Annotated in this window: 15 protein-coding genes; 5 read left to right on the top strand and 10 right to left on the bottom strand. The window is 56.2% G+C overall.

All coding sequences use genetic code 11. The features are described from left to right. The first annotated feature begins 397 nt into the window (after positions 1 to 397). Positions 398 to 628, top strand: coding sequence for a hypothetical protein (locus PHD76_01670; protein MDD5260534.1), 231 nt, complete (start codon positions 398 to 400; stop codon positions 626 to 628). Further along, a complete protein-coding gene (locus tag PHD76_01665; protein MDD5260533.1) occupies positions 625 to 843 on the top strand; it encodes a type II toxin-antitoxin system HicA family toxin in 219 nt (72 codons plus the stop codon). The genes PHD76_01670 and PHD76_01665 overlap by 4 nt, the downstream gene beginning before the upstream one ends. 101 nt (positions 844 to 944) lie before the next feature. Here the strand turns inward: PHD76_01665 and PHD76_01660 are convergent, their stop codons facing one another. The 9 genes from PHD76_01660 to PHD76_01620 all read right to left on the bottom strand — a co-directional run bounded on the left by PHD76_01660 (position 945) and on the right by PHD76_01620 (position 11,830). Continuing rightward, positions 945 to 1,586: a peptidylprolyl isomerase gene (locus PHD76_01660; protein MDD5260532.1), complete on the bottom strand. Its 642-nt coding sequence runs from the start codon at positions 1,584 to 1,586 to the stop codon at positions 945 to 947. Between the two features lie 311 nt (positions 1,587 to 1,897). Then, positions 1,898 to 2,590, bottom strand: a complete 693-nt coding sequence (locus PHD76_01655; protein ID MDD5260531.1) for a hypothetical protein — start codon at positions 2,588 to 2,590, stop codon at positions 1,898 to 1,900. 7 nt (positions 2,591 to 2,597) lie between these two features. Beyond that, positions 2,598 to 4,508, bottom strand: a complete 1,911-nt coding sequence (locus PHD76_01650; GenBank protein MDD5260530.1) for a putative porin — start codon at positions 4,506 to 4,508, stop codon at positions 2,598 to 2,600. A gap of 12 nt (positions 4,509 to 4,520) precedes the next feature. Further along, on the bottom strand, positions 4,521 to 5,240 hold the full coding sequence (locus PHD76_01645) for an energy transducer TonB (protein ID MDD5260529.1): 720 nt from the start codon (positions 5,238 to 5,240) through the stop codon (positions 4,521 to 4,523). A 21-nt stretch (positions 5,241 to 5,261) separates the two neighbouring features. Next, positions 5,262 to 5,672 carry a biopolymer transporter ExbD gene (locus tag PHD76_01640; GenBank protein ID MDD5260528.1) on the bottom strand — a complete coding sequence of 137 codons (411 nt, stop codon included), beginning with the start codon at positions 5,670 to 5,672 and terminating at the stop codon, positions 5,262 to 5,264. Between the two features lie 30 nt (positions 5,673 to 5,702). Beyond that, complete coding sequence (locus tag PHD76_01635) at positions 5,703 to 7,523, bottom strand: DUF2341 domain-containing protein (protein ID MDD5260527.1); 1,821 nt, start codon at positions 7,521 to 7,523, stop codon at positions 5,703 to 5,705. A gap of 34 nt (positions 7,524 to 7,557) precedes the next feature. Continuing rightward, positions 7,558 to 9,201, bottom strand: a complete 1,644-nt coding sequence (locus PHD76_01630) for a ShlB/FhaC/HecB family hemolysin secretion/activation protein (GenBank protein MDD5260526.1) — start codon at positions 9,199 to 9,201, stop codon at positions 7,558 to 7,560. A gap of 350 nt (positions 9,202 to 9,551) precedes the next feature. Beyond that, positions 9,552 to 9,914: a hypothetical protein gene (locus tag PHD76_01625; GenBank protein ID MDD5260525.1), complete on the bottom strand. Its 363-nt coding sequence runs from the start codon at positions 9,912 to 9,914 to the stop codon at positions 9,552 to 9,554. A 596-nt stretch (positions 9,915 to 10,510) separates the two neighbouring features. Then, a complete protein-coding gene (locus PHD76_01620; GenBank protein ID MDD5260524.1) occupies positions 10,511 to 11,830 on the bottom strand; it encodes an MFS transporter in 1,320 nt (439 codons plus the stop codon). Between the two features lie 420 nt (positions 11,831 to 12,250). On the opposite strand from PHD76_01620, the gene tig reads away from it, so the two are divergent. From tig to clpX, 3 genes are read left to right on the top strand one after another with little or no spacing between them, the layout of a single operon-like run. Further along, positions 12,251 to 13,546, top strand: coding sequence for a trigger factor (gene tig / locus PHD76_01615; protein MDD5260523.1), 1,296 nt, complete (start codon positions 12,251 to 12,253; stop codon positions 13,544 to 13,546). A gap of 9 nt (positions 13,547 to 13,555) precedes the next feature. Further along, the gene (locus PHD76_01610; protein MDD5260522.1) at positions 13,556 to 14,182 is read left to right on the top strand and encodes an ATP-dependent Clp protease proteolytic subunit; all 627 of its coding nucleotides are present in this window, start codon (positions 13,556 to 13,558) and stop codon (positions 14,180 to 14,182) included. 12 nt (positions 14,183 to 14,194) lie between these two features. Beyond that, positions 14,195 to 15,469 (top strand): ATP-dependent Clp protease ATP-binding subunit ClpX, encoded by a 1,275-nt coding sequence (clpX, locus tag PHD76_01605; GenBank protein MDD5260521.1) that lies wholly within the window; start codon positions 14,195 to 14,197, stop codon positions 15,467 to 15,469. Between the two features lie 167 nt (positions 15,470 to 15,636). Here clpX and PHD76_01600 read toward each other — a convergent pair. Continuing rightward, a partial coding sequence (locus tag PHD76_01600) for a hypothetical protein (protein MDD5260520.1) occupies positions 15,637 to 15,921 on the bottom strand: 285 nt, incomplete at its 5' end.

Below are 15,921 nucleotides of genomic sequence, written 5' to 3'. Positions count from 1 at the left end.
CGCAGAGCGGGTTGCATTGAAAAATGCCCCGCTTATCAGCCCGGCAACCTGTCTGATATAAGATCATTGTTGTTCCACGCAAGGATGGATTATGGGCCGGAGGCAGCATCCAGCGCACCGCCGCCGCAGAACTCCGCCCCAGAAACAAGTTTGGGTGAGTAGTGACGGCTTTCAAGATGTGAATGGTTATATTTAGGAAGCGATTGTGTGACGAAATTGCGACTAACCGGGATGCCTTGCCCGCTTCTGAAAAACCCCGCGAAGTGTACAGTTCCAAAGCGTGGCAAGAACAGAGGTGCAGTGACATCCGGGTTATAAGCAGTAAAAATCACGGACAGTGCGGAGGACGAGAAGCTTCTTGATCAGGAAAAGGGGATGCGGTAGCCTAATATCTGTGATGCAAGAGATTACCTTCAATGTTGAGCGCGACGAGGAAGCAGACTGCTTCGTGGCCTCGTGGGATGATCCTTCGGGCAAAGGTGGCATTACGACGCAAGGCGAGGATTTGCGCGAGTTACAGGAAATGATTTTTGATGCGGCTACGGGCTATTTTCATACTGCGGGCGTGCCAGCCCCGAAGCGGGTACGCCTGCATTTCGCCAGTGACCCGCAGCTTGCGCTTGCGTGAAACTGCCAGCGGATGTTCACGGCACAGATGCCGTGAAAGCCTTGTGTCGGCTCGGCTTTACGAGCGATCATCAAACCGGTTCACACCATATCATGCGCGGAAGAGACCGACGCATTGTCGTTGTGCCGATGCACAAGCCGATTAAGCGCGGCACTCTGCGCGGGCTGATCCGGCAGGCTGGTGTAAACTTGGACGAATTCCTTGGCGCGCTGTAAACAGACGCCCAAAGCAGCTCGTTCCTCGCAACCCTGGGCTGAAAGATATAACGGCTTTGCCGTTTTTAACGGTGTGTTCGCTCTGCCTTCCATTTTCAACATTACTGAGGTGTTTTTTCTGGATTTTTCCCAAGGGCTTTAAGTAGTTCGGGGCCATTGATGGATATCTGCTTTTGTCCCAACAGCTTGGTGAAATAGGTATTGCGATTTGCCTGAGCTTTCTCGGAGCGAAGTTGCTGAATCAATCGATCATGCATATCTTCATACGAAGCGGTATAGGCTTCCTTAGTATCAAGCACTTTGATGATATGCCAACCATCTTTGATGCGGATCGGGGCGGATACAGCGCCCTTCGAAAGTGCAATAGCCTGCTTGAGGATGTCAGGCTGAATCATGCTTTCGGGAAGCCATCCGAGATTGCCGCCATTTCCGCCACTCTGTTTGTCATCGCTTTGCCCCCGCGCAAGCGCGGCAAAATCCGCTCCCGTCTGGTTGAGGGATTTCTGGACGAGATCCAGTCTGTTTTGCGCAGTCTCCACCTCGAATTGCGCGGCATCCTCCGGAAGAGCAATAAAAATTTGGGCAAGTTGCAGTTGGCGGGGCATCAGGTATGAGGCCTTGTTCGCTTCGTAGGCGCTTTTCAATTCTTCGTCATCAGGATAATTGTCAGGAGGACTGGTAATGGAAAAGAGATAACCTTCGGCGATGGCTTTTTTGCGGACGAGTTCGAGCCTTTCCTGCACTGCCGGCTCCTGGTCCCATTTTTTTGCAAGCGCCTCTTTGAGAACGATTCTTTGCAACAAAAGCGCTTGAACAGCCTGGGCCAGCGCGGCGGGACTTTGCATCGCGGCAACGCGCTGCGCAGGATCCAAGGCTCCCAGAGCCATCCGGATTTCTTCAATGCTAAGGCTCTGTTCCCCAATCTGGGCCGACACCGCATCATTCGTGGCCCTGGCGACAAGAGTCCCGGAAACCAATAGAAGGCAGGAAAGAAAGGCTGCAGTTCGCCAAGGTGAAGCCATAAATGGCGAATAACAGGGGGTAATGCGATGTTTCATTTGGTCTCCGTATTTTTTTGATCTGAATCCGTGATTCTTTGGGCAACCAGTTTGTCCTCATAACCCTGCACCAAATTCTGAAGTTTGACCTGCATGGTACCGACAAACGGCTCCTTGGCGCTGAGAGCGTCGCCCAGGCTGAATTTTTCGTAGCGCGTGAGAATTTCACTGCCGGTTTTGAACAGCTCGGCGTTTCTGGTTTCGGCGGCAACGACCTGGCGCTGCAACACCGCATTGTCCATCTCCAGCTTGGCACGTTCCATCTCCCTGGCTTTGGCAAGCGTCACCGCTTCGTTGTAGGCCGACTTCCATTTTTCCAGGACTTCCTTGTATTTGCCGATCTGCTTGTCCTGCCCGTCCGCCTTGCTGTTAAGGGCGGCGATGGCTTTTTCGGATGTCTCCCTGGCGGCCTTGCCATCCGAGACCAACTGGTCGATCTGCTTGTTCAGGCCATCCACCTGGGTTTTCAGACCGGCCTTGTCCTGTTCGATCTGGGCCTGGGCTGCCTGGAGCGTCACGACCTGGTTCTGTACGTCGCGCACCTGCAGCGTCGCGGCGCGCAGGGCTTCGCGCAGGCGCGCTTCATTGCCGGACGCGGCTGAGGCATCGGCACCGCGGAGGGATGTTGCGGCGAATCCCGAGCACAGGCACAGAAAGGCTGCGAAGAATAGATGATATTTTGGTTTCATAGTTATGTTAGAATTTTGCGTTGATGTCGAATTGAAAAACGTCCTCGCCGAAGGTGGGCCCGGCGACGCTGGTGGCGCTCATCCAGTTGAGTCCGGCGGTGATATGGGGTGAAATCATCACATTTCCGCCGACAGAGTACCCCTGGAGGTTGGTGCCGCCCCCGCCAAAATCGGAATCGGTGAAGCCGTCCACCACAGCGTCAGATTCGACGCGTTTGTAGCCAAAGTTGGCATTCCAATCCCATCGTTTTTGGAGAGCCACGCTGCCGAAGTTTAAAGCGGCTGTCCATCCGCTGTCACCACCGGCATAAGATCCTCCGGGTCCTCCGTTCAGGTTGTTTTGGGCAAAAGCGTTCAGACGAGCCCTGTCAAAGGCGACATTTTTCACATACTCGCCCGAAAGCCACACGTGAAGCGGATCGAATCCGCTGTAATCCAGCCTCGAGCTGAGAACCAAATCCTTGAAGGGAGTGGCGAGGCCGTAATATTGAAACATGTTCTGGGTTCCGAAACTGTTGTAGGCATCGGGCACAATGTTGCGCAATGCCATATAGGTGTTGCCCTTTTGTGCGAAGGATGGCCGCGTGCCGTCCGTATCAAAGGCATCAGACGACGTGAGGGGGGCCTTGGGGCTGGAAAGCCGGCCTTCAATGTTTTCGAAGTCGTAAAATGCGGCGGCGGTTTTCAGGGTGAAATCCTTGCTGATCTTCCATTCCACCCCGCCCTGGGCGCCAAGCAGCCATTTGTCCTCGCTCCTGAATTTCTGCGGCTGGTTGGAAGCAAAGTTCAAGTCCGTATTGAAAATGGGGAATCCACCAATGGTTCCAAAAGGCGCCAGCGATTCGCTGGCCTGGTACCGGCCCTGCACAGCAAGGCCATCAAAAGCCAGATCACTGTCCCAGACCAACTGGCTGGGGCTGAAAAAAGGATTGTCAAAACGCCCCAAATTAACCGCCAGCTTCTTGTCCGGCTGGCCACCCGTCTCATATTTGATAAACCCACGGTCCAGCCAGATGGCGTAATTGCTGAAGTCGCCCCCCTGTCCCCCTGCATTGGGCAAACCAAAGCTCTGGTTTTGCGAAGTCGGCGAATTGGTCTCACCGGTGGCAACGCGCAGCCCGGTCGTGAATCCATTGGTCAAATCCACTTCCATGCCAAAGCGCGCGCGCAGGCGGATGCGGTTACGGTCCTGATCGGCATTATACGTGGGGAAAAAGGCGGGGTTGCTGACTGCGCTTGTGTCAAAGGGAGAACCCTTGTTGATGGCATTGAAATCAATCAAGCCTCCGGTGGTATCGTTGCCTTGCGGGTACATATCACCCTCGTAACGCATCCGGACATCGCCATTGAAACGGAAATGCTTGGCCCATTCCGGGAAACTGCGCGGCGCGGCCCAATTTTCCTCCCGGGCCTGGGCCAACACATCCTGTTTGATCTGGTCGCGCATCTCGTCTTTGATGAATTCCGGCACGTACGTGACACGCACATCTTCCCCGGAACCGGACGCCGATTGTTCGGATACAGGCTGTCCCGCGGCTGGCGCGGGTTTGGCCGCACCGGCCTGCGCCTGCGCCAGCACCTGTTTCTCACGGGCGGCGGCGGCTTCGGTTTCCGCCTGCGCGACCAGGTTTTCAGCATCCTGCGGCAGCAGCAAACCGCGTTTGACCATGAGATTGATCAAATTAACAACCACGTTTTCCGTTGGGGCAGCGGTGCTGACGGGGGCGGCAGCGGGAGGTCCGGATGGCGGTGCTTCCGGTTCAGAGGCCGCAGCCGAGGAAGTTCCAGCAGGTAGTGTGGCTTCGTCCGCCGCCCGGACGGGAAGCACCGCGGCAATGCAGCACCAAGACAGCGCCAGCAAAACAAACCTTTGGTGGAAGATGTTTGTCTTGCGGCGAGAATGAGAATGATTTTTCATGAAAAAAATAAATTAGTTGGGCCGCCTCTCGGTGAGACGCATGACAATCGGCATCGGCATGTCCTGCGGTGGCGCTTCGGGTATCTTGACTCCGGCCAACGCCTCATTCTTGATGGCTTCGTCCACCGCCGGATCGCCAGTGGGCGGGTCAAGGGTCACGCGGGTAATGCGCGCATTGGCATCGAGCCAGACGCGCAGGGTCGAACGCGCGTTGGCGGAGCGTGTCTTGCTGTTTTTTTGCAATGCCTGCTCGACGGTGGCCTGCACCTGGCTGGCATACCAGCCCCAGCGCCCGCCCCGCTGAATCCCTCCCGAACCGCCCGATCCGTTTCCGGAACCGCCGCCCGGCCTGCCAACCAGGCCAAACGCGTCGCCCGGGCCGTTTCCCGCCGTATCCACGGCCAGCGCAGCCGGGGGCTCCTCCGGTTTGGGATCATCCTTGGGCTTTTCCACCTTGTCATCCACCGGGGCCTGCTCGACCATTTCCGGTTTGGGCGGGGGCGCCTGGGGTGGCGGCGGGGGCGGGGGGGGCGGCATGGGCGGAGGGGGTGGCGGCAGCAGTCTGACAGTCTGTATTTCCATCGGCTTGTGCGGGGAGGGATGCATGCCTGACAACAAATGAACCGTCAGCACGATGCCGCCCGCGATAATGGCAATGGCGCAGAGCCCCAGCGCCCACCAGTACTTCTGGACGATGTTCATCTTCTCGCCGTTGTCGTCTTCGGGTTCCATGTTGTTCATCCTGTCATCCGGTCACTTTGTCAGCGGCTTGGTCACCAAACCGACTTGCGTGATATCCAACCGCGCGAGCAGATCCAGCACGTCCATGATGCTTTGATATTGGGTCGCCCTGTCCCCGCGCAACACCACGGGAAAGCCGGGCGTCTGGGCCTTGGCCTGGTTCAGGCGCTGTTCCAGCTCCGCCAGGCTCACCGGCACCGTATCCAGAAAGATTTTGCCTTCGTTGGAAACGGTGATGGCCTTCGTTTTGGGTTTGGACAGGTCGGTGCTCGCGGCGGAACTTGCCTTGGGCAGGTTGACCTTCATCCCCTGGATGCCTGCGGTCGTCATGATGATGAAAATGAGCAGCAACACCAGGTACAAATCCACCATGGGGGTGACGTTGATTTCATCGTAACTTTTGCCCTCGGAATCGACTTTCATGGATGTGGTTGTTAGTGCTTTCGGCGCCGCTTACTCGGTGTCCGGCGGGTAAAACTCGGCCATTTTGGTCACGAACTCGTCAATGAAAACGTGCATCGTGCCCATCAGATCCTTGATCTGGGAATTCAGATAGTTGTATCCAAAGAGGGAAGGGATGGCGACGACCAGGCCGGCGACGGTGGCAATCAGCGCCGCCGCAATACCGGGCGCAATGGCATTGATGTTGACCTCGCCCGTGGCCGCGATTTCGGCAAAGGTAATCATCACGCCGATGACCGTACCCAGCAGTCCCAGAAAAGGCCCGCCCGCGATGGTGATGGTCAGAAACACCATCTGGGCGTTGAGGTTCTGGCTCTCGCGCACCATGCCGCCATCCAGGCTGGCCCGAATGGCTTGAATGGAGCGGACGGAAAGCCCCTTGTATGCGTTGTCTGACCCTACAAGACGGTGGCGAATTTCGTTCGAACCGATGTGGTAAATCCGGTACAACGGGGCCAGGCGCATCACACGTTGCAGTTTCTGGTCGGCGCGGCCTCCCAGGCTTTCGACATTCCCCGCGTTCTGGTGATCGAGCTGCGTCAAGTCCGATGCCACATGGCTCCACTCATGAATAAATTGAGCGGTGCCTTTTTCCACTCCGTTGAGATAGATAAATTTGCTGATCATGACGTACCAACTGACAACCGCCATGATCGAGAGAAAGCCTATCACCACCCAGCCATCGATGGTCACCGATTTGAGCAAGGTCCCCATCATGCCCATGCTTCCGCTTAGCCATCCCGTCGGCGGCTGCTCATCCTGCGTGAACGCCAGCAGCTTGCTTCCCTGCTCCCCACTCTGGCTGGCGGCGGCAAATTTGATGAATCCGGCCGGACGGGCTGTTTTGGAAATTTCCAGCTCATCGATTTCTCCATTGAAACCCGTGCTGCCGGGCACGACCATCCCTCCGATCAGCGAAGGGCTGCTCAATGTGGGCAGGCGCGCATCCAAAGTCGCATAAACCTCACCGTCGAGATACAGTGTGATTTTCGGTCCGTCTGCAACCACCGCCAAGTGCTTCCAGACATTGACGGCAATTGGCGCGCCCGCCCCGCTCCGCTGGCTTCCCACTTCCACATAGGGAATACCGTTGTCCACCCCGATCACAAACGCATTGCCGCCTTCCCTGCGGCTGAAGAGCACCGCATTCGATTGCAGGGCGGCCGCCTTGATCCAGGCAGACCACGTCATGACAGCGCCATCGTTCCAGGCAAGCGAAGATGAAGCAGGTATGCTCACCAGATGCTGGCCATCCAAGCGCAAGCCGCCGCCGATCATGGAGCCGTCCACCGACTGGCCGGCTTTATCCGCGTTGTTGCCCGCCGCCGTAAAATCAACCGGGGGTTGGCCGTGTTCTGCAAAATGATAAACCAGGACGGCGTCCGGGTCGTATGTGCCTTTGGCATCATTGACGGACGCAACATTGTTGCCGTTGTTCCCGTAGTAGAGCCAAAAGCTTGTCCTGGCCCCGGGCTTCACATCGGGCACCTTTACCCAGACAAACGCTTCCGCCATGAGGGTGTCGTACCGTTCGATATGATAAACCAACGGGGTCTTGTCGTCTTCGGCGACAAAACGGATGTCGCTGCCGTCTTCTTTCGCTCCTGCGAATTGAAAATTTCCGTCGTGCAGGCGGATCAGCACCGGTGTGGTGCCGATGGGATCATTAATGGAAACGCCGGACGCCCCGGTATCCACGGTAAACTTCTTGCGCAAAGTCCACTCGCTTTTCCACCAGGCATGCGCGTTGGCGGAACAGCCAATGCCTGCCAACATGCCAATGATCAAATATTTATAAAATTTTGCGCTCACTTGTTTTAAATTTAAGTTTTTCCCGTATTCCACATTAAAATTCAGCCCCCACCTCGAACATGATCAGCAGGCTTTCCGCAGGCGACCTCGGCCCCGCCACAAGCGGGCTGCCAAGGGTAAACGATCCATTGTAGTGGTCGAAAAGCTTGATCCGGCTGCCCACCCCGGCGCTGGCCAGGCCGAAACTCGATTTCTGCTCAAGCAACGGGCTTTTGATTTCCAGCACGCCCGCATCGCTAAACACATAAAACCGCCAGTCCTTGACATCCTTGCCCAACCACTCGCCTAGCGAAGGACTCCGCAGTTCCAGCGTGCCAAAAAGGGCGTCATCTCCGAGTGTTTCGGATTCGATGTAGCCGCGCGCGGTGTCCACGCCGCCGCCGTTGAATTGCTCGCTGCTGACCAGCGGCACACTTGCCGCCTGGCCCTGCACCCTGCCGAAAAACTGGAGACCCGCGGGCAGGTCGCGGGTGTGCGACACGTCGGTCTTGAAATAAACAAAACTGCCGTTGGCGCCTGTTCGATTGTTATTGAACTCGACTGGATCGCTGCCGAGGCCGCGCACATTAAATGTCACCCCCCCGCTGGCATCCGTCTGCCAGCCCTTGCCGGTCCAAGTCGCGCTGTAGAGTCCGCTCATGGGGTAATAGGTAAGAGGCGTCCTGGCCACGCTGCCGCCAATCGTCAGATCCTGCGTGTAGTGCTTGTAATCAACCCCCAGGGTGAGCGAGTGGTAGAATGAATCTTTACCGGGAAGAATGAAGATGGCCCGGGGGCCGACGATATCCCCCCGCCCTGCCACGCCTGCGCCGCCGAGGGTCGATACATTGCTGTCCTGCCGGGTTCCCTGCAGCATCAATTTTAGCCAAGTCACATCAGGAACAGGCGCCAGGTAGTAAGCCGACACAACGTTGACCTGGCTGACATCCTCCGGCGCTATCTGGAAACTCGCCCCGACGGTGTGCCCCAACTGCCAGAGATTGCTGTAACTGAGCCCGCCGCTTAGCCGCAACTCGGCCGTGTCCGGGCTGTTGCGGTTATTCAAGTCAATGTTCCCGTGCAACGGCATCTTATCTTCCACATTCAAATCGACATCCATCGTGCCGGGGCGCGAACCCGCCCGCAGCGCCGGGATCACCCGGCGGTCGGGCAATTGATTGAGCGCGACAACATCCTGTTTCAGCTTGTTGTAGTCAATGACACTGCCCTCTTTCAGCGACGGCGCGGCCTCCCTGATTTCCTGAAGGGAAAAATACCGCGACCCGTTGATCCGAAGCCGTTCCACCTCGCCCTCAGACACTTTCAACACCACCACTCCGTTCCGCGATGGCAGTTGTTGTTGCGCGATCTGCACCGTGGCCACTTGATATCCTTTGGCTTGATAGCTTTTTTCCAACGCGGCCCGCGCCTTTTCCACGTCATCCGCCGTCCGATACGGCCCCAGATAGGGGTAAACGGCTTTCTCAATTTCAGTCCTGTCCAAATGCCGCGCGCCTTCGACATGGTATTCGCGAATAAAAAAGTGAGGTACCGTCTGTGGCTGGACATTCGTCCGGACAGGACCTTGCGGAGTTGGCGCCTTGCCGTCTGTCGTGCCGACAGACGGCGAATCGATTGCCGCAAGCGCTGACCTAGCCCCACAGAACCCTGCCGCCAGCGAAAAAAACATTATGAGCATGAAAGCACGCCATGCTTTGCAGGTCTTTTTCGGCATGCCATAAATGTTCAAGAGCTTCATTTATTGATAGTTACGTTAAATTTTATAGCTTCGAGCCGGGCACTCGAAGCCGCATTCACTCAAGAGACGGAAAGTTACAATTGTGCTGCATTTGTGTTACTAAATTGAATTTGTGGGCCTTTAACCCGGATGTTTCACCCGCTTCTGAAAACCCCGGCAATGTGTCCTGCCCCAAAGCGTGGAAGGAACAGGGATGCAACGACATCCGGGTTAAAAACAAAACCGCCTGAATGAGAATTTTTGAATTGGAAACGCCTGATCTTGAGGCGGTTTTGCAGTTCCTCGCTGAATCAAGAGGAGGGGGAAGACGAATTCAGAGAGCCGGGCACAACGTGTGACATTGGCATCGACCACGAGGGCACCGGCTGCTTCAGCTTTTCATGCGTCCGAACCATCATAAACAACGCCCCCACGACAAGCGGAAGCGCCATGTGCGCCATAAACGTCACCAAAGTAACGGTCGAGCGGCGGAACCAAAGAGTCAGGACGGTCAAGGCCAGTGAAAAGGGATAGGCCAGGATCATAACCCATACATATTTTGGAAATGACAGGAGCGCCACGGCCGAGAGCAAAAAACAGATGCAAGTGGCAATTTGCAGGATTTGAATCCGGGATCGACCAAGAGTGAAAGGCCGGGCAGTCGGCTGTTCCATTTCCTGCTGTCTATCAGAAGCAGGCGGTGCATACGGGACAATTTCCCCTTTTGGTGCACGGAAAAACTCATTCAACGGAACATAATCCGGCATACCCTGGCTCCAAACAAGGTCATCTGAACTCAAAATGCCGTAAGCCCAAAGCCGGCGAATTTCACTCTCCGGATACGGACCGATTTGTTTCTGATTCCGAAAAAAGAATATGGTTCCTGGCGTTTTTCTCATGGCGGAACTTTAACCTCCAATCATCAAAACCCCGGCAACAAGTCGGGATAATTTTTCCTTTTAAATTTTACATGTACGCTGGTCTATGGATCATGTTGGCATTATCAAGTTGATTCCCGCGTTTTGAATGCAACATTTTGATGACATTTGTAAAGCGATCGGGTTAACGCTACCGTATGGCAGGTATTGATCCATCCGCATCAAGCAGTTGCGAAAATTTTCATCGTTGTTGTAATGCAGCAGCAGAAATTCGACGACTGTGAATAAGCCGCAAAATCGGGCGCCGGATGGGCGTAAAGCTTTCCAACCTTACGGATGAGGAGCTTCACTGGTGCCTTTTGGCTTCTTCAAACCCAGACTGGCATATCAATTCACAGTCGGATGCGCAGAAGTTTTTGCTGCCGCCGGAAAATAAACCCGCAAATGACGCAGCCGCAAACCACCCAGAGCGGCAGGAATACGAGACCGCGTACCAACGCATCGCCGGTGCTGCCGCCGTCCCTGACAGCCTTCAGTACAAGGGCAAAGATGAGACTGATAAACCCGTAACCGAGATTGAAGGCGACGCCCTTGAAGGAATGAATAGTGGCGCGCTGGCTCGAAGCGGCGACGGCGTTAAGGTAGTAGGAGACCATATAGCCGAGCCCCATCATGGCTCCGGACAACGGGACAATAAAGAGTGCCCCCCAGTAGCGCCATCGACAGCTCACCCCGATCAGCCCGGCCAGGACGATCAAGGCGAGGAGGCCGTAGTTTAGCGCTACAGAATTGCTCTTCACCATGCGCCGCGCCAGGGGCGCCACAACCAGGCCAAGCCCTCCCATCGTTGCACCGATGACGCCAAAGGCCGCCTCCGGAATCTCGATGAGGCGGAAGTAAGAACTGGAGAAGGTTAGGAAAAGCCGGACGACACTGTCGATCATGACCCCGGCCGTGATCACAAAGAGAGCCAGCGGAGTTTTCACGATCCAGGTTCCAGCGTTAACGACAAGGCGCCAGGCCGTGGCTTCCGGCCCGGCCGCGTCCCCGGTCTCAGGCGCGACATGGGTGCTGCGCACCCCGGGTTCTCGAAGGCCGAGCACAACGGAGAGGGTCAGGAGAGCCGTGATAAGATTGAGATAAATCGGAAAACGAAGTGTTGTGCCCTGGGCAAACGAGTGATTCCATCCGAAGAACGAGCAGAGGCGCCCGACAAATGCGGGGTCGTAAATTGCTCCACCGACAAGCATGGCGATGACCATGCCCACACCTTGCCAGCGCATGACTTGATCCAGAACTTTGGGCCACTCGACGGATCTGCCCCGTTCCGCAAGTGAATCAAAGACAAGCGCCTCGTCCGCGCCGCTTGCCATACCCTCGGCAATGCCGCTCAGAATGCGATTGGCCAGACAGCAAAGGAGAAGAACGACACCGCCATGAAAAGGTGCCACACCAAGCAAAATCATCTCCAGCACCATGAAAACGGCGGCTGCGACCACGAGTGGCTTGCGGCCGATTCGGTCGGCCAAAACCCCGGCGGGCAAATCAGTAAAAACAATCGCGAGCGCCCATGCAAAATTAAGCAGCGTATATTCGGTCGCTGAGACCCCGAGGTCAAGGAACAGAACGGCAAGGACTGGATAATAAAACCGCGAATTGAAGAGAACGCGAAAGAGAACGAAACGACGCCAGTTGCGATCGGCGTCGGCCATCTCTTGGTGCGGTTCCTTCGTCATCTTTTACCCGAACGCAGATTCAATCACAGAGATAATAAGGCTTATTATTCATTACAAACTATTACACAAAATTTGCTGAGCGCCGCGAAAATGCGATTTTATCGAAACTCCGTCATGCCCGTGAAGCTGCCCAACCTTGCGGATGGGCCTCTTCAGTGTTAAGTCTTAAGTTTTAAGTTTAAGCTGATGCAATCAGCGATCAGCTTTCGGCTCTCAGCATTCAGCAATCTTAGATCGGCAATCCTCAATCTGTCCTCTGCCTTTCCTCTGTGACCTGTGTAAAAACTTTTGTTCCACTTTTACGACCTTTGCGGCCTTCCTGTAAAAACGGCTTTCGCCGCGGCCCAACCCAATTTTTCTGGCTTTCATCCGCGCCCCGGCTACCCTCTACCCCTTATGAATATTGCCATTGAGGAAGTATCGGCCTGCCGCCGCCGCCTGCGCATCGAAGTGCCCGCCAACCGCGTGGCCGAGGAAGTGACCAAGGTCACCGGCGAATTCCAGAAGTTCGCCCAAATCAAGGGCTTCCGCGCCGGTAAAGCCCCCAAGTCCGTCATTGAAAAAAAATACGAGAAGGACATCGAGGAAGAGGTCAAACGCAAGCTCATCCCCCAGGCCTTCCGCGAAGCCGTCAAAACCAAGAACCTCAAGGTCGTCAGCATGCCGTCCGTCGAGGAACTCCGCTTCCAAAAAGGCATCAGCCTGAGCTTCTCCACCGTCGTGGATCTGGTCCCGGAATTTTCACTGCCCGATTACAAGGGAATCAAAGTCAAAAAATCCGAGGCTGCCGTCACCGAGGAAGACATCGCCGGGGTCATCGACCGCATCCGCGAGCAGGGCGCCGATTACAAAACCGTTGAAGGCCGCCCGGTACAGGAAAAGGATTTTGCCGTCATCAGCTACGAGGGAAGCATCGAGGGAAAGCCGATCACGGAAATCGCGCCGGAAGTGCCGAACCTCGGCAAACAGGGAAAATTCTGGCTCTTGATCCAGGACGGGCTCTTCCTGCCTGGGTTTGGAAAACAACTTATCGGAGCCAACGTCGGCGAAACCCGGACGGTCAAGGTCTTGTTCCCGGAAGATTTCCAGCAGGAGGCCGTGCGCGGCAAAACCGGCGAATACAAGGTATCCGTCGATGAGATCAAGGAAAAGATCCTTCCCGAGTTCAACGACGACTTCGCGCAGACCACCGCGCAGTGCAACGCCGGGGAATTGAAGGACCGCATCCGCAAAAACCTTGAGCACCAAAAACAGGAGCAGGCCCGCAACGCGCATGTGAAGCAAATTTTTGAACACCTGCGTGACAAGACGGATTTTGACCTGCCGGAATCCTCCGTCCAAAACCAGACCCGCCGCCTGATCCATGATATCGTCCGCGAAAACGAAATGCGCGGCATTCCGGCCCACATGCTGGAAGAGAAAAAACAGGACATCTTCAGCGCAGCCCAGACTTCCGCCAAGGACCAGGTCAAACTCGGCTTCATCCTGGCCCGGATCGCCGAAGCGGAAAAATTTGAGGTCAAAACCGAGGAAGTCATCGCCGAAATCGGAAAACTCTCGGCCCGGGAAAACATTCCCCCGCAGAAACTGATCAAACAGTTGCAGGACAACGACGGGATCGCGGCTCTTGAGGATGACTTGCTCAACCGCAAAACTGTCGATTTCCTCTTGCAATCTGCCACAATCGAATAGGTTTAAGGCATGCAGAATCTGGTCAAAAATAATTATATCGTTCCGAAAGTGGTCGAACAAACCGGCCGCGGCACGGAAACCTGGGACGTTTTTTCAAGACTGCTCAAGGATCGGGTCATTTTCATCGGTTCGCCCATCGATGATTTCGTAGCCAACGCCGTGACCGCGCAGTTGCTCTTCCTCCAAATGGAAGATCCGAAGAAGGATGTGCATGTGTACATCCACTCGCCCGGCGGGTATGTCACGGCAGGCATGGCGATTTACGACACCATGCAATATGTCGCCTGCGACATCGCGACATACTGCATCGGCCAGGCCGCCAGCATGGGGGCCGTCTTGCTGGCCGGAGGAACCAAGGGCAAACGCCACGCCCTGCCCAACGCCCGTATCATGATCCATCAGCCGCTCGGCGGCGCCCAGGGCATGGCCACCGACATCAACATCCAGGCCCAGGAAATCCTCCGCACCAAACGACGCTTGAACGAAATCCTCGCCCTGCACACCGGCCAGAGCTTCGAGCAGGTGGAAAAAGACACCGACCGGGACCGCTTCATGTCGGCGGAAGACGCGAAGAACTACGGAATTGTCGATCACGTCATTGTTCCCAAAAAACTGGCCCCGATGATAAAAACCTGATCGAATCCTTTTATGGCCCGGCCCTCCAATCTGACCATGTGCTCCTTCTGCGGGAAAAGCCATGCGGAGGTCAAAAAACTCATCGCGGGCCCCGGCGTTTATATTTGCGACAGTTGCATCAACATCTGCAAAAACATCCTCGACAAGGAATTGAGCGAATCGCCGCCCTCGGATGCGGCGAGCACCCGCATCCCCAAGCCCAAGGAAATACGCGCGGAGTTGGACAAACACGTCATCGGCCAGGAGGAAGCCAAACGCAGCCTGGCTGTGGCGGTCCACAACCATTACAAGCGGGTCTCGCACCAGACGCAGAAAAACTCAACCCTGCCAAGCCATGCGAACGTGTTTGACGATGTCGATATCGAAAAAAGCAACATCCTGCTCATCGGCCCGACGGGCTCGGGCAAGACCTTGCTGGCCAAGTCGCTGGCAAAAATTCTCGACGTCCCCTTCTGCATCGCCGACGCCACCACGCTCACGGAAGCCGGCTACGTCGGCGAGGATGTGGAAACCATCATCCTGCGGCTGCTGCAAAACGCCGATTACGACGTCAAACGCGCCGAGCGCGGCATTGTGTACATCGACGAGATCGACAAGATCGGCCGCAAGACCGAAAACGTCTCCATCACGCGCGACGTGTCGGGCGAGGGCGTGCAGCAGGCCCTGCTGAAAATCCTCGAGGGCACGACCTGCAACGTGCCTCCCCAGGGCGGGCGCAAACATCCGCACCAGGAATACATCCAGGTCAACACGGACCACATTCTCTTCCTCTGCGGAGGGGCCTTTGTCGGCCTGGACCGCATCATCCAACGCCGTATTGGCGCCAACACAATGGGATTCGTCCCCGCGGGCGCTTCCGCGCAGGGGGCCGATTACAACGCCCTGTCGAAAGTCGAACCGGAAGATTTGCTCCGCTTCGGCATGATCCCGGAATTCATCGGCCGCCTGCCGGTCATCAGCGTGCTGCATGAATTGACCGAGACCGAGCTGATTTCGGTCCTCAAGGACACCCGCAACGCGCTGACCAAACAATTTTGCAAACTGCTGGGCATGGACGGGGTGCATCTGGTTTTCACGAAAGACGCCCTCAAGGCCCTGGCCCAGGAAGCCAAAAAACGCGGCACCGGCGCGCGGGCGCTGCGGGCGCTGCTCGAAAGACTCATGCGCGACATCATGTACGACCTGCCCTCGCAGACCAACATCGAGGAAGTCACCATCAACCGCGCCGTGGTGGAAGGTTCCCAGCCTCCCCTCCTCCGCCGCAAGGAAGACAAGGAAGCCGCCTGAACCACACACCCCGTCCGGAAGCTGCCGGAACCGCCCTCTTGATAGGCTCTCCGTTATACACAAGTAGGATTAGATCGAACGACCCGGGTCAGGCGCGCCGGGCCAAGCCGTTACGAACTCGCCGAGAGCGCTCCCCGGCGTCGCCTGCACCCGATGGTTGGGCGAGTTCACAAATCGTCTTTTCCCGTTTTGCCTCCGGGATGGAGAATATGCCCGCCTCCAAGAGGGATACCACCATCTGGGAGTGTTTCAATTTCGAGCGGCACTGCATCCGGGCTAAGCTGCGCCAACTTTGTGATGACCATGTTACCCTGCTGGTAGATAATTCGCTTGGGGATCGGTACCACCTTCCGAGGGGACGGTTGATCCCCCAAGATTTGAGTTCGGACGAATCTACAAAAGCGGAACATCGCGAGAGGCCCACCATAGTGGTGCCAGTCGAATGGCCTCCC

Source organism: Candidatus Methylacidiphilales bacterium (assembly GCA_028713655.1).
Classification (GTDB): Bacteria; Verrucomicrobiota; Verrucomicrobiia; order Methylacidiphilales; family JAAUTS01; genus JAQTNW01.
The sequence above is the reverse complement of the archived record's forward strand: the minus strand, read 5'-3'. Positions and strand labels throughout refer to the sequence as shown.